The 12,743-nt window shown below is 61.4% G+C and carries 14 protein-coding genes; 4 read left to right on the top strand and 10 right to left on the bottom strand.

All coding sequences use genetic code 11. From position 1 onward, the window contains the following. Window positions 1–115 precede the first annotated feature (115 nt). Window positions 116–349 (bottom strand): TIGR04438 family Trp-rich protein, encoded by a 234-nt coding sequence (locus ASE26_RS15695; RefSeq protein WP_055930291.1) that lies wholly within the window; start codon window positions 347–349, stop codon window positions 116–118. Between the two features lie 110 nt (window positions 350–459). Between ASE26_RS15695 and ASE26_RS15690 the strand changes: the two genes are divergently transcribed. Beyond that, a complete protein-coding gene (locus ASE26_RS15690) occupies window positions 460–771 on the top strand; it encodes a c-type cytochrome (RefSeq protein ID WP_055931820.1) in 312 nt (103 codons plus the stop codon). Between the two features lie 42 nt (window positions 772–813). On the opposite strand, the gene ASE26_RS15685 is transcribed toward ASE26_RS15690, so the two are convergent. The 7 genes from ASE26_RS15685 to folD form a co-directional block, all read right to left on the bottom strand. Continuing rightward, window positions 814–1,941, bottom strand: coding sequence for a branched-chain amino acid ABC transporter substrate-binding protein (locus tag ASE26_RS15685; RefSeq protein WP_057246530.1), 1,128 nt, complete (start codon window positions 1,939–1,941; stop codon window positions 814–816). A gap of 78 nt (window positions 1,942–2,019) precedes the next feature. Further along, window positions 2,020–3,162 carry a branched-chain amino acid ABC transporter substrate-binding protein gene (locus ASE26_RS15680; RefSeq protein WP_055930297.1) on the bottom strand — a complete coding sequence of 381 codons (1,143 nt, stop codon included), beginning with the start codon at window positions 3,160–3,162 and terminating at the stop codon, window positions 2,020–2,022. Window positions 3,163–3,233: 71 nt separating this feature from the next. Then, window positions 3,234–3,578, bottom strand: a complete 345-nt coding sequence (locus tag ASE26_RS15675; RefSeq protein ID WP_057246529.1) for a hypothetical protein — start codon at window positions 3,576–3,578, stop codon at window positions 3,234–3,236. Window positions 3,579–3,581: 3 nt separating this feature from the next. After that, window positions 3,582–4,004, bottom strand: coding sequence for a DNA polymerase III subunit chi (locus tag ASE26_RS15670; protein WP_055930303.1), 423 nt, complete (start codon window positions 4,002–4,004; stop codon window positions 3,582–3,584). A gap of 17 nt (window positions 4,005–4,021) precedes the next feature. After that, a complete protein-coding gene (locus ASE26_RS15665; protein WP_055930307.1) occupies window positions 4,022–4,651 on the bottom strand; it encodes a glutaredoxin family protein in 630 nt (209 codons plus the stop codon). 16 nt (window positions 4,652–4,667) lie between these two features. Then, window positions 4,668–6,740, bottom strand: coding sequence for a M3 family metallopeptidase (locus tag ASE26_RS15660; RefSeq protein ID WP_055930310.1), 2,073 nt, complete (start codon window positions 6,738–6,740; stop codon window positions 4,668–4,670). Window positions 6,741–6,750: 10 nt separating this feature from the next. Next, entirely contained in the window at window positions 6,751–7,596 is an 846-nt protein-coding gene (folD, locus tag ASE26_RS15655) for a bifunctional methylenetetrahydrofolate dehydrogenase/methenyltetrahydrofolate cyclohydrolase FolD (RefSeq protein ID WP_055930313.1), read from the bottom strand. 89 nt (window positions 7,597–7,685) lie between these two features. Here folD and ASE26_RS15650 point away from each other — a divergent pair, with 89 nt between their 5' ends. Next, window positions 7,686–8,441: an AAA family ATPase gene (locus tag ASE26_RS15650; protein WP_057246528.1), complete on the top strand. Its 756-nt coding sequence runs from the start codon at window positions 7,686–7,688 to the stop codon at window positions 8,439–8,441. Then, window positions 8,438–9,175, top strand: a complete 738-nt coding sequence (locus tag ASE26_RS15645; RefSeq protein ID WP_055930316.1) for an AAA family ATPase — start codon at window positions 8,438–8,440, stop codon at window positions 9,173–9,175. Before ASE26_RS15650 ends, ASE26_RS15645 begins: the two co-directional genes overlap by 4 nt. On the opposite strand, the gene ASE26_RS15640 is transcribed toward ASE26_RS15645, so the two are convergent. After that, window positions 9,141–9,965: a DUF2071 domain-containing protein gene (locus ASE26_RS15640; RefSeq protein WP_057246527.1), complete on the bottom strand. Its 825-nt coding sequence runs from the start codon at window positions 9,963–9,965 to the stop codon at window positions 9,141–9,143. The genes ASE26_RS15645 and ASE26_RS15640 overlap by 35 nt on opposite strands. Before the next feature lie 19 nt (window positions 9,966–9,984). On the opposite strand from ASE26_RS15640, the gene ASE26_RS15635 reads away from it, so the two are divergent. Continuing rightward, window positions 9,985–10,947, top strand: coding sequence for a hypothetical protein (locus ASE26_RS15635; protein ID WP_057246526.1), 963 nt, complete (start codon window positions 9,985–9,987; stop codon window positions 10,945–10,947). Here ASE26_RS15635 and ASE26_RS15630 read toward each other — a convergent pair. Then, window positions 10,853–12,679, bottom strand: a complete 1,827-nt coding sequence (locus ASE26_RS15630; RefSeq protein WP_055930325.1) for a bifunctional diguanylate cyclase/phosphodiesterase — start codon at window positions 12,677–12,679, stop codon at window positions 10,853–10,855. The genes ASE26_RS15635 and ASE26_RS15630 overlap by 95 nt on opposite strands. Window positions 12,680–12,743: the final 64 nt, after the last annotated feature.

The following is a 12,743-nucleotide window of genomic DNA, read 5'->3' as shown; positions in this document are numbered from 1 at the left end:
GAAGCCCAGTTCGTGGCTGATCGTGGTAGCGAATCATCTTGAAGCCCTGAGCCGCTGCCCGGTTCAGCGGGCAGCGCTACAGGAGGGGGCGCACGGCGCCTGGATGGCCAGACGCTTACTTACGTTTCTTGAGGTCGTCGAAGGCCTTCTTGACGCGGTCTTTGCGGCGTTGCTCGTCGACGTTGTGGGCCTTGCGCTTGTCCAGTCCCAGCATCGGTTCGATGAACTCGAACCAGAGGAAGGCGGCGGCCATGGCGCCGATGATCCACCACCACGACAGGTCGGCGAACTTCCAGACTTCAAAGTACTTCAGTGCCACGAGGGCGATTATCAATAAAATAATGGGCATGGAAAACTCCTTAGTATTCCATCATAGCAATATCCAGCTAACGGTCAACCCATAATACGCAGCGTGCGTTGTGGAGTAGAATTGTGTCAGTTTTTTTCCCGGAGATGAAAATGAAACGTTCACTGTTGGTTGGTTTCCTGGTAACCGCGGCTTTCTCGTCGCAGGCTGCTTTCGCAAATGCTGACCTGGCCAAGGCCAAAAACTGCATGGCGTGCCACGCAGTGGCCACCAAGCTGGTTGGCCCGGCATACAAAGATGTCGCTGCCAAGTACGCCGGGCAGAAAGATGCTGAAGCCAAGCTGGTACAGAAAGTGATGAAGGGCGGTTCCGGCGTGTGGGGCGCAGTCCCAATGCCAGCCAACCCGCAGGTAAGCGAGGCGGAAGCCAAGACCCTGGTGAAATGGGTCCTGTCGCAGAAATGAATTGGGGTTGACTTAAAAAAGCCGGGCGAGCCCGGCTTTTTTTTATTTGATTACTTCGATGCGCGTCTTCTTGTCGGCCTTGTAGCCGAACAGCGTCAAGGCGCCGTCCTTGATGTCGCCCTTGGCGTCGAAGGCGATAGTGCCGCTGATGCCGTCATGCTTGACCTTCTTCAGGAAGGGCAGGTACTTGGCCGGGTCGGTCGACTTGGCGTCGGCCATGGCGTGGGCGATGGCCATTGTTGCATCATAGGCGTACGGGGCGTAAATCTGCACGTCGTAGCCGTAGCGTTTTTTGAAGCGGACGGCGAATTCGTCCAGCTTTTTCTCCTGCTCCGCTGTCACGCCGCCGGCTTCCGCGCATACCACCACGTCGTCGGCGCCGCCCGACAGCTTCGGCAGTGCTTCGGTGCAGATGCCGTCGCCGCCCATCAGCTTGGCCTTGATGCCCAATGCCTTCATCTGGCGCAGCAGAGGGCCGCCCACCGAGTCCATGCCGCCGAAGAATACCAGGTCCGGGTTCTTGGAACGGATCGAGGTCAGGATGGCGTTGAAGTCGGTCGACTTATCGGTGGTGAACTGCTTGTCCACGATCTGCACGCCGGCGCCTTTCTTGGCTTCCTTCAGGAATTCGGCGGCCACGCCCTGGCCGTAGGCGGTGCGGTCATCGATCACTGCGATGCGCTTGGCGCCCAGTTTCTGGGTCGCGTATTTGCCCAGCGAGCTGCCCAGCTTGAAGTCGTTCGCCACCACGCGGAAGGTGGTGTTGAAGCCCTGGTTGGTATACACCGGGCTGGTGGACGAGGCGGAAATCTGCGGAATCCCTGCGTCGTAGTAGATCTTGGAGGCAGGGATGGTGGTGCCGGAATTCTGGTGGCCGATCACGCCCTGCACTTTGGCGTCGACCAGTTTCTGCGCAGCCGAAGTACCCTGCTTAGGGTCGCCGGCGTCGTCTTCGGACACCATCTCGAATTTGACCGCCTTGCCGTTAACCTTGAAACCTTTGGCGTTCAAGTCTTCCACCGCCAGGCGGACGCCGCTCTGGTTATCCTTGCCCAAATGGGCGGACTGGCCGGACAGCGGGCCAACGTAGCCGATCTTGACCAATTCCTGGGCGCTTGCGGCGCCAGCAAAGGCCAAAGCGATGGCGGCGATGATGGTTTTGGTTTGCATTGCACTTTCTCCTGAAACGAAAATGGGCCGCCATGCTGGCTGGCGGCCCACGGGCTCCCCCCCGATAATTCTCGTGTATTACTTGACTACTTCCATCCTGGTCTTGATGCCGCCCTTGTAAGTGAACAGGGTCAACGCGCCATCCTTGATGTCGCCGAACTGGTCGAATTCAACCAGGCCGGTCACGCCCTGGTGCTTGATCTTGGCCAGCACCGGCAGGTACTTGGCAGGCTCGGACGAATTGGCTTTTTCCATGGCGTCGGCCATGGTCATGATGGCGTCGTACACATACGGTGCGTACAACTGCACTTCCTGGCCGTACTTCTTCTTGTAGCGGGCACGGAAGTCATCCATGTTCTTCTGCATGTCGGCAGTCACGCCGCCCGCTTCGGCGCAGGTGACCACGCCGTCTGCAGCAGCGCCGGCGGACAGGCGGTACAGCGCATCGGTGCAGACGCCGTCGCCGCCCATGAATTTGGCGGTGATGCCCAGCGCCTTCATCTGGCGCAGCAGAGGGCCGCCCACCGAGTCCATCCCGCCGAAGAATACCAGGTCCGGATTCTTGGACTTGATGTTGGTCAGGATGGCGTTGAAGTCGGTCGCATTGGCGTTGGTGAACTCCTTGCCGACCACTTGCACGCCCGGCAGGGCTTTCTTGGCGCCTTTGACGAATTCGTCGGCCACGCCCTGGCCGTAAGCGGTGCGGTCGTCGATCACGGCGATCTTCTTGACGCCCAGCTTCTGCACGGCGTAGGCGCCGAGGGTGCCGCCCAGCTTATTGTCGTTGGCGACCACGCGGAAGGCGGTGTTGAATTTCTGCTTGGTGTACACCGGCGACGTAGCGGCCGGGGAAATCTGCGGAATGCCGGCGTCGAAGTAGATCTTGGAGGCCGGGATGGTGGTGCCGGAATTCAGGTGGCCGATCACGCCCAGTACCTTGGCGTCCACCAGTTTCTGCGCGGCGGTGGTGCCCTGTTTCGGGTCGCCGGCATCGTCCTCGAACTGGACGACGAACTTGACCGCCTTGCCGCCGATCTTGACGCCCTTGGCGCCAAGGTCTTCGACGGCCATGCGGGCGCCGTTTTCCATGTCCTTGCCCAGGTGGGAGTTGGGACCCGATACAGGGGCGACGTGGCCAATCTTGATGGTGTCCTGGGCGTAGGCGCTGCCGGCAAAGGCCAGTGCGAGGGCAACAGGGGTGAACTTGATCTTGAACTGCATCGGGGGCTCCAGTCAAAAAGTCATATTTGCCAGAGAAAATACAACAAAAACCCCGAATGGCAAAGAGGGAATTAATCGCGGCGGCTGGAACCGGCCTGCAGCTGGGTGATTTCCTGTTGCACAGCGCGGGTAACGATCTTGCCGATGGTGTCGTGCAGGCCTGCGCGGATTTCCGCCGTCAGGGCGTGCAGCGCGTGCTCAAGGACTTCGGCCAAGCTGTCCTTGATGCGTTGTTCGAGTACGAAATCGACTCGGTTCGACAGTTGCTGCAGCACCTGTTCGGCGACGCGGCGTTCCAGCGCCTGCCATCCCAAGGCGTTTTCCTCGGTGAACGGTGTTTGTGCGACCGCTGCCGGCACCTCGTCCTTCATGATTTCGGTCAGGACCGGGATGCTGGCGTCGAAAGGCTGGTTCATTGACTACTTGCCTACAGTGAGGTGTTTGAGCGGGAAATCCTGGCGCTTGTAGGCAGCATAGCGCAGGCGGCCAGCCGCGGCATCTTCCTCGTCGGAAGAGATGACTTCGATCAAACGAGGAAAAGCCTCGAACTGGGCCGGTGCGCGGCGCGCCAGGTTCACCAGCAGGCCCGCTTGCGGCAGTTCGGCGGTGCCGCTGTCGGCCAGCACGATGGCGGAATCAGGCGCCAGCGGATCGTCGGCGTGGGCGTGGGGCAGGAAGTCGGTGGCGGAGAAGGTCCACAGGGCCTTGTCCAGCTCCGCCAGTTGCGCCGCATCTTCAGTCATGACGACGATGCGGGGCGTGCTGGCGTAGGCTTTACGCAGCAGGCGGCAGGCATAGGCAACCTTGTCCGGCACGCCGCTGTGGAAATCAATCTGCGTCATTATTTCTTTGAAGCGTCTTAGAAGCGGAAGTTTGGCGATGCGTTTTTCTGCTCGTCGCGTTGGCGCGCCTTCTCCGCCGCGGCTGCAGCGCGCTCGGCATCCGCCTTGGCGGCGGCTGCTTCTTCGGCGCTCGGACCGCGCGGCGGTGCGGCCGGTGCCGGCGGCGGGTTCGAATAGCCCTGTGGCAGCATCTTCTCGGTAGGGTAGCCGGCCTGGGTCAGGGCGCTATCCCATGCACTCTGTTCGAAACCGATCTGGCGCGTACGCCCCACCAGCAGCAGCGGCACCTGGCCGTCGCTGCCGGCCTTTTTCAGGGCGTCAAAGTCATCGGTGGAGGAAACGGTCTTTTCGCGGTATGGAATACCGCGGTTGGCCAGCATGGTGCGGGCCATGTTGCAGCCGGCGCCGCAGTTGGCCGTGGTGTACAGCACCACCGGACGGGAGCGCACAGCTTCCGCCAGTTCCGATGGCAAGGCAACACCGCCGGCGCCGGCGGTGTTGTAATTCTTCACCTCAGCCTTCTGGGCAGTGGCGGGCGGCGGCGTCGCAGTAAAGTGGGTGACGCCTTTTTCGTCCTTCCACTTGTACATCTGGGCGTGCGCCGCGCTGGCAGTCAGCAGCAGCAAAAGCAGGGCAGCGCGTTTCATTGAATCTCTATCTCCTTTATGCCGCCATGCCGCTGTGGCGCAGCAGGGCGTCGATGGTCGGCTCACGGCCGCGGAATGCGGTAAACGACTCCAGGGCCGGGCGCGAACCGCCGACGGCCAGGATCTCTCGCTGGAAGCGCTTACCAGTATCGGTGGACAGTTTGCCGCCGTCCAGCGCCGCTGCTTCCTCGAAGGCAGCGTAGGCGTCGGCAGACAGTACTTCCGCCCACTTGTAGCTATAGTATCCCGCCGCGTAGCCTCCGGCAAAGATATGGCCGAAGGAATGTTGGAAACGGTTGAAACTTGGCGGGATGATAACGGCGAACTTGCGGCGTACTTCGTCGATCAGGTCCTGCACCGATTTGGCGCCGGATGGCTGGAAGTCGTAGTGCAGTAGCATGTCGAGCAGGGCGAATTCAACCTGGCGCAGGGTCTGCAGGCCGGACTGGAAGTTTTTCGCCGCCAGCATGCGGTCATACAGGGCGCGCGGCAGCGGCAGGCCGCTCTTCACGTGGGCGCTCATATGGCTCAGCACATCCCACTCCCAGCAGAAGTTTTCCATGAACTGGGACGGCAGCTCGACCGCATCCCATTCGACGCCGGAAATGCCCGAGACCGCCAGTTCCTCGACCTGGGTCAGCATGTGGTGCAGGCCGTGACCGAATTCGTGGAACAGGGTGATCACTTCATCGTGGGTGAACAGCGACGGCTGCGGCACGCCGTCCACTTCCAGCGGTTCGGTGAAATTGCAGGTCAGGTAGGCGACCGGGGTTTGCAGCTCGCCGTTTTTCAGGCGGCGGCCGCGCGCGTCATCCATCCAGGCGCCGCCGCTCTTGCCTTCGCGGGCGTACAGGTCAAGGTAGAACTGGCCCACCAGCACGCTGTCGCGCTCGATGCTGTAGAAGCGCACGTCCTTGTGCCAGACCGGCGCGCTGTCGGGCCTGATGCTCACGCCAAACAGGGTTTGCACCAGCTTGAACAGGCCGTCGATCACCTTATGCTCTGGGAAGTACTGCTTCACTTCCTGCGCCGAGAAAGAGTACATGTGCTGCTGCAGTTTTTCGGAAGCGTATGGCAGGTCCCACGATTGCAGGTCATTGATGCCCAGTTCCTTGGCGGCGTAGTCCTGCAGTTCGGCCAGGTCTTTCTCGGCGAACGGGCGGGCGCGCCTGGCCAGGTCTTCCAGGAATTCGATTACCTGTTCCGGCGACTTGGCCATTTTCGGCACCAGCGAGACTTCGGCGAAGTTTTTGTAGCCCAGCAGGCCGGCTTCTTCCGCGCGCAGTTTCAGCAGGGTGGCGATATTGCCGGTGTTGTCCCAGTCTTCGCGCTTGCTGAACGCGTCGGCCAGGTCCGAAGCCTTGGTAGCGTTGGCGCGGTAGACCTTTTCGCGCAGGGCGCGGTTGTCGCAGAACTGCAGGATCGGGTAGTAGGAAGGGAAGTGCAGGGTGAATTGCCAGCCCTGCTTGCCGTCTTTCTCGGCCAGCGCCTTGGCTGCGGCCTTGGAATCGTCGGGCAGGCCGCGCAGCTCGGCTTCGTCTTCGACCAGCAGTTTCCAGTCGTTGGTGGCGTCCAGCACGTTTTCGCTGAAGCGGGTGCTGGTCGCTGCGTGTTCTTCCTGGATCGCGGCGAAGCGCTCCTTCTTATCGGCCGCAAGCTCGGCGCCGCCCATGCGGAAGTCGCGGATCGCGTTGTCGATGATGCGCTGGCGCGCCGGCGACAGGGCGGCGAATTCCGCGCTGGCGCGCAGGGCCTTGTATTTGGCGAACAGCGCCTCGTTCTGGGCCAGGGCAGTCCAAAACTCGGTCACTTTCGGCAGGTTTTCGTTGTAGGTGGCACGCAGCTCGGGCGTGTCCACCACGTTGTTCAGGTGACTGACGATGCCCCAGGCACGGCCCAGCAGCTCGGTGGAATTCTCCAGCGGGGTGACGAAGTTATCCCACGTCACATTGTCGCTTGGCGCTTCCAGCTCCACCACGGCGGCGCGGTTCTTCTCCAGCAGGTGCTCGATTGCGGGGGTGACGTGTTCGGGCCTGATCGCATCGAAACGCGGCAAGCCGCTAAAGTCCAGCAGGGGATTGTCAGTCATTTGGTTTCCTTTAAACGCGTTCTGCCGATTCAATGGTGTTCATCAGCAGCATGGTAATCGTCATCGGACCTACGCCACCTGGCACCGGCGTGATATGCGAAGCGACTTCCTTGATGCCTGCAAAGTCCACATCGCCGCACAGCTTGCCGTTCTCGTCGCGGTTGATGCCCACGTCGATCACGATGGCGCCCGGCTTCACCATATCAGCAGTCAGGGTATTGCGGCGGCCAGTTGCTGCCACCACGATGTCTGCCTGGCGGGTGTGGTAGCCCAGGTCCGAGGTTCCGCTATGGCAGATGGTGACGGTTGCATTGGCTTGCAAGAGCAGCAGGCCCATTGGCTTGCCGACGGTGTTGGAGCGGCCGATCACGACGGCGTGCTTGCCCTTCAGGCTGACGCCGGTCGATTCGATCAGCTTCATGCAGCCGTACGGCGTGCATGGCAGGAAGCCTTCCAGGCCGGTCATCAGTTCACCGGCGCTCAGCACCGAGTAGCCGTCCACGTCCTTGGTGGTGGCGATGGCTTCGATCACTTTGTGCGGGTCGATGTGCTTTGGCAGCGGCATCTGCACCAGGATGCCGTGGATGGCCGGGTCGGCGTTCAGGGTGGCGATGCGCTCGAGCAGCGCTTGCTCGGTCATGTCTGCGGCGTACTGTTCTTTCACCGAGCGGATGCCGGCGTCCTCGCAAGCCTTGACCTTGTTGCGCACGTAGACGTGGCTGGCCGGGTCGTCGCCGACCAGGATCACGGCCAGGCCTGGCTGCTTGCCTTTGGCGGTCAGGGCGGCGGCGCGGGACGCGATTTCGGCGCGCAGTTTTTGGGAGAGCGCTACTCCGTCGATCAGTTGTGCGGACATGATTGCTTGGATTGGTGGAATGGAAAGTCGCCATTATAAATGGTGGCGGCCTTGTGCTGCACTGCACATGATTGTAAGCTTGCCAACAAATGATCTCTTACCAGTACCTGATTGATGCCCAGCTGCGTCCCGACAAGACGCCTGATTTCTCGGCCTACCCCTTCTTCCTGCCCGCCGTGCGCCACCTCGGCCGGCTCGAATTCGACCCGGCCGTGACCTTTATCGTCGGCGAAAACGGCTCGGGCAAGTCGACTTTGCTGGAGGGACTGGCGGTCGCGCTGGGCTTTAACGCGGAAGGCGGGAGCAAGAATTTTAGTTTTGACACCCGTGCCTCGCATTCCCGCCTCCATGAGTACTTACGTGTCGCACGGGGCGTGCGCAAGCCGCGCGACGGGTATTTCTTGCGCGCGGAAAGTTATTTCAATGTTGCGACGGAGATTGAAAGGCTTGACGAAGGACCTGGAGGCCCGCCAATCATCGATTCCTATGGCGGCGTTTCGCTGCACGAGCAGTCGCATGGCGAGTCCTTTCTCGCCCTGCTGGACAAGCGATTTGGCGGTAAGGGCCTGTACATCCTCGACGAACCGGAAGCGGCGCTGTCGCCGCAGCGCCAGTTGCGCGCCCTGAAACGCATCCACGAGTTGGTGCAGGGCGGCTCGCAATTCGTGATTGCGACCCATTCGCCGATCCTGATGGCCTATCCGGAAAGCTCCATCTTCGTTTGCACGCCCGACGGCCTGCGCCAACGCGCCTACGAGGACACCGAACACTATGAGGTCATGCATGAATTCATGGCTAATCCGCGTGGCCTGCTGAAGCAGGTGTTGGCGGCTCCGAAATCATGATCTCGTACCAGTTCCTGATCGACGCACAGCTTCATCCCGACAAGAAGCCCGATTTCTCGGCCTATCCTTTCTGCCTGCCCGCCGTGCGCCACCTCGGCCGCCTTGAATTCGACCCGGCGGTGACCTTCATCGTCGGTGAAAATGGCTCGGGAAAATCGACGTTGTTGGAGGCGCTGGCTGTAGCGCTTGGCTATAACGCAGAAGGTGGCGGCAAGAATTTTGGTTTCGCGACCCGCGCATCGCACTCCTGCCTGCACGAATACCTGCGGATTGCACGCGGTGTGCGTATGCCCAAGGACGGCTATTTCCTGCGTGCGGAGAGCTTTTTCAATCTTGCGACCACGATTGAGGATCTTGACGTTGGTGGCGCGTATAGCGATCGCTCGTTGCACGAGCAATCGCATGGTGAATCTTTCATGGCCCTGCTCCAGAACCGATTTCGCGGCAAAGGACTGTACATCCTTGACGAACCGGAGGCCGCATTGTCGCCACGCCGGCAACTGGCCGCACTGGCACGTATCCACGAGCTGGTGCAGGAAGGCGCCCAATTCGTGATTGCGACCCATTCGCCGATCCTGATGTCCTACCCTGAAGCCAGCATTTTCGTCTGTTCGCCCGAAGGCATCCGGCAGCGCGCCTATGAAGACACCGAGCACTATGAGGTCATGCACGATTTCATGGCCAACCCGCGCGGTGCGATCAGGAAGCTGCTAGAGACTCCGAAAGAACCCTGAACCTAACACGTGGTACGGCGAAGCAGAAAGGCGTGCCGGCGTTGGCGCCTGCCATCGGGCAGGCCACGGACGTCGCGTCCAGCGGCAGTACTTCATCGAGCGCAATCGGCAGGCTGATTTCGGATTCCGCCATGCGGCCCAATCCTGGAACCTCGATCATGGCCGTATGCTGGCAAGCCAGGAATCTGACCGCCTCTTCCCAATTGCCGAAGGCGCAGGCCAGGTCATGCGGCAGCTCGCGCCCGCCGGACACGCGGGTACGCGCCTTCAGCAGAGGCGCGCTGCCGGCGCCAGGGTCGATGACGGTGGTGTATTCCTCGCCATCGCGCTCATGCACGAAGCGTTTGGGCAAGTGGGTCGGCAGGATATCGCTGAAGATGCGTGTGCCAAGCGCATGCACCGTGCTATCCATGATATTGCGCACGAAATACACCTTACCCGGCTCCTCGAGGTAGAAGCGCCAATTGCTTTGCAAGGGCGATGGCAGCAGGCGGCGCGCAGGCCCCGCCAGCGCCGGGCCGAAATGGCCGTGGCGATAGGTCAGGATGCTGAACGGCGTCAGGCCATTGTGCTGCCACAAGCGCAGGCCGGCAGGCACCATCGCCTGGGCGGTCGCCGCGTCCATCATCCAGGTCAGGTAGACCACATCGCGCACGTTGCTTTCCAGCGTCAGGAATGGCAGGCGCGAAAACACGGCGCGGCGAACGCCGGCCAGGCGGCGGGAATTTGCAAGACGGGCGAGAAGGCGGCCGGGCAGGCCGGGTGTCGGGTGAATGTAAGCGTTGGTCATATCGCGCTATCATAGGCGAATGAATATAACGGAGACAACCATCCGCCTGGCCGCGCTGCTGTTCGCATGCGCCGCGCTCGATGCCCGGGCGGTGGATGCCGTGATCTTCGACCGCGCCGCATCTGCCGCCGACCTGCGGCGCGAATATTCAAAGGCCCTGCTGCAGCAGGTGATGGAGCGCACCGTGCCCGAATTCGGGCCGTATACCATCGACTATGCCGACATCCACATGGAGCGCCCACGCCTGCTGGCGGCGCTCAAGGACGGGAAGCTGATCAACGTGACGGCCTATCCAGCGGACGCCCAATGGCTCAAGTCCCTGCGTGCGGTACCGGTGCCGACCGATATGGGCCTGCAAAACTGGCGAATCTCCCTGATCGACAGCAAGAACCAGGACCGCATGCACAAACTTGTACTGCCTGAAGGCCTCAGGGAAATGACCGCCGGTGTTGGCGCCGTTTGGGTCACGCGTGCGTCGCTGCAGGACAACGGCTTCCGCTACGTCACGGGCAGCAATTACATCGGGCTGTTCGATATGCTGATCGCCGGGCGTTTCGACTATTTCCCGCGCGGCGTGAATGAGATTTTCCAGGAGTACGACCAGCGCAAGCAAGCCTTCCCGCAACTGGCGGTTGAAGACAGCATTCTCCTGCACGACAATATTCCGTCATTGTTTTTTGTCTCGCCCGGGAATCCGCGGCTATATAAGCGCATCCGCGCCGGCATGGAAGCGCTGCTGAAGGACGGCACGCTGGAGCGCCTGGTACTTGAACACCACCGCAGCTACCTTCAGCGCGCCAGGCTATGCAATCGCCGCCGCATCGACCTGCCGAACAAGGACATCGATCCGGCGGTGCTGGCCAGGAAAGAGCTGTGGTTTGATCCGTTCAACCCGCGCCACGGCTTTTGTCCGAAGGCAGCGGCAGGGTGGGCCGACGCAGCAGGATCTCGCGGGCGGCAGGCTCCGGCAAAGGGCGGCTGAAGAAGTAGCCCTGGATTTCGTCGCAGCCCTCTGCGAGCAGCAAACGTACCTGGTCCTCGGTCTCGACGCCTTCCGCAATCGCTTTCAGCCCGAGACTGTGCGCCAGGCTGATAACAGCGGTGACGATGGCATGATCTTCGGTATTGCTCGCCAGCCCGGAAGTAAAGCTTTTGTCGATTTTCAGCCGGTCGATCGGGAAGCGTTTCAGGTAACTGAGGTTGGAATACCCGGTGCCGAAGTCGTCGATCGCCAGATTGATGCCGATGGCGCGCAGGCGCTGCATCAGCGCGATGGAACCCATCGGGTCGCCCATCGACAGGCTTTCGGTCAGCTCCAGTTCCAGCAAGCCCGGGTCGATTGCGTACCTGCCCAGCGCATCTTCCACCGTAGTGTCGAAGTCCTGCCGCGCGAATTGCGAGGCCGCGATATTGACCGCCACCGGCACCACGGGCACGCCGGCATCGAGCCATTCGCGCAACGTGGCGCAAGTCTTTTCCAGCACCCATTTTCCGATATCGACAATCAGGTTGCTTTCCTCCGCCAGCGGGATGAATTCCATCGGCGGCACCAGGCCCAGCTCCGGCGACTGCCAGCGCAGCAAGGCTTCCAGGCCAGTCAGGCCGCCGCTGCGCAAATCCATCTGCGGCTGGAAGTGCAGTACGAACTCGTCGCGCTGCAAGGCGCGCAGCAGGCCTTGTTCGAGCGTCACCCGCGCATCGAGCCTGTGCTGCATGTCCGGTGTGAAAAGTTGCACATTGCTGCAACGCTGGCCTTTGCAGTGGTACATGGCGATATCCGCATGGCGCAGCATTTCTTCCGCATGCAGGCCGTCGTCAGGATAGATACTCAGGCCGATGCTGCCGCTGATGACGTGCTGCTGGCCGGACAGCATGACCGGCTCCGCCAACTTGTCGCTGATGCGCTGCGCCAGCACGGCCGGCGTCGGATGGCCTTGCGAGCTGTCCAGCAACAGGACGAACTCGTCGCCGCCGAGGCGGGCCACGGTATCGCTGTCGCGTACGCAGGAGCGCAGCACCGAAGCGACGATGCGCAGCAATTCATCGCCAACCGCATGGCCGCGGGTGTCGTTGATCTGTTTGAATTTGTCCAGGTCGACAAAGGCCACCGCCAGCGAGGTGCCGGCGCAGCGCGCCTTCTCGATTTCTTCGCCCAGGCGCTCCAGGAAGTAGGCGCGGTTGGCCAGGCCGGTCAGCTCATCGTGCGTAGCGCGGTGGCGAATTGCCACCTGCTGCAGGCGCTCGGTGACATCGTGCGCCGCATGCATCACCGAATCGCGATTATTGAAGCGGATCGAACATCCAAAGAATTCCACGTCCACCGGCGTGCCGTCCAGCCGCAGCAGGCGCAGTTCGCTGCGCGGGCGCTGGTGCACCTTATCGAGTTCCATCGGGGTCCAGGCTTCGACGGCCGCATGGAACTGCTCCGGTACCCGGTCGATGGCCAGGGTGCCAAGCAATTGCTCGGGACAGCTGGCGCCGAACAGGCGCAAGGCGGCCAGGTTCAGGAAGCTGATGCGGCCCTCGCTGTGAATCCAGATTGCGTCGGGTGCCAGTTCCACCAGGTTGCGGTAGCGCAGTTCGCTTTCCTGCAGGAACTGGTTTTTCTCGTAGAGCTCACGGCTTTTTTGCTCCAGCAATGACTCCGCCTCCTTGCGCGCAGTGCGTTCGCGCTGCAGGGTTCGGGCCGAAACGAGGTCAGGCGTGCTCTCCATGTTCCTGAGTATACGTAGGAGATTTCCCACCGACAATTAACCATTACAACCATTTGTAGATCTG

Origin of the sequence: Duganella sp. Root198D2 (genome assembly GCF_001428585.1) — a bacterium.
Classification (GTDB): Bacteria; Pseudomonadota; Gammaproteobacteria; order Burkholderiales; family Burkholderiaceae_D; genus Rugamonas.
Note: the sequence above shows the minus strand (reverse complement) of the source record. Positions and strands in the feature narration are given on the sequence as shown.

Bases quoted from the DNA above. Each gene is read 5' to 3' on its own strand.
- ASE26_RS15695 (WP_055930291.1), bottom strand. From the start codon at position 349: ATGCCCATTATTTTATTGATAATCGCCCTCGTGGCACTGAAGTACTTT.
- ASE26_RS15690 (WP_055931820.1), top strand. From the start codon at position 460: ATGAAACGTTCACTGTTGGTTGGTTTCCTGGTAACCGCGGCTTTCTCG.
- ASE26_RS15685 (WP_057246530.1), bottom strand. From the start codon at position 1,941: ATGCAAACCAAAACCATCATCGCCGCCATCGCTTTGGCCTTTGCTGGC.
- ASE26_RS15680 (WP_055930297.1), bottom strand. From the start codon at position 3,162: ATGCAGTTCAAGATCAAGTTCACCCCTGTTGCCCTCGCACTGGCCTTT.
- ASE26_RS15675 (WP_057246529.1), bottom strand. From the start codon at position 3,578: ATGAACCAGCCTTTCGACGCCAGCATCCCGGTCCTGACCGAAATCATG.
- ASE26_RS15670 (WP_055930303.1), bottom strand. From the start codon at position 4,004: ATGACGCAGATTGATTTCCACAGCGGCGTGCCGGACAAGGTTGCCTAT.
- ASE26_RS15665 (WP_055930307.1), bottom strand. From the start codon at position 4,651: ATGAAACGCGCTGCCCTGCTTTTGCTGCTGCTGACTGCCAGCGCGGCG.
- ASE26_RS15660 (WP_055930310.1), bottom strand. From the start codon at position 6,740: ATGACTGACAATCCCCTGCTGGACTTTAGCGGCTTGCCGCGTTTCGAT.
- folD (WP_055930313.1), bottom strand. From the start codon at position 7,596: ATGTCCGCACAACTGATCGACGGAGTAGCGCTCTCCCAAAAACTGCGC.
- ASE26_RS15650 (WP_057246528.1), top strand. From the start codon at position 7,686: ATGATCTCTTACCAGTACCTGATTGATGCCCAGCTGCGTCCCGACAAG.
- ASE26_RS15645 (WP_055930316.1), top strand. From the start codon at position 8,438: ATGATCTCGTACCAGTTCCTGATCGACGCACAGCTTCATCCCGACAAG.
- ASE26_RS15640 (WP_057246527.1), bottom strand. From the start codon at position 9,965: ATGACCAACGCTTACATTCACCCGACACCCGGCCTGCCCGGCCGCCTT.
- ASE26_RS15635 (WP_057246526.1), top strand. From the start codon at position 9,985: ATGAATATAACGGAGACAACCATCCGCCTGGCCGCGCTGCTGTTCGCA.
- ASE26_RS15630 (WP_055930325.1), bottom strand. From the start codon at position 12,679: ATGGAGAGCACGCCTGACCTCGTTTCGGCCCGAACCCTGCAGCGCGAA.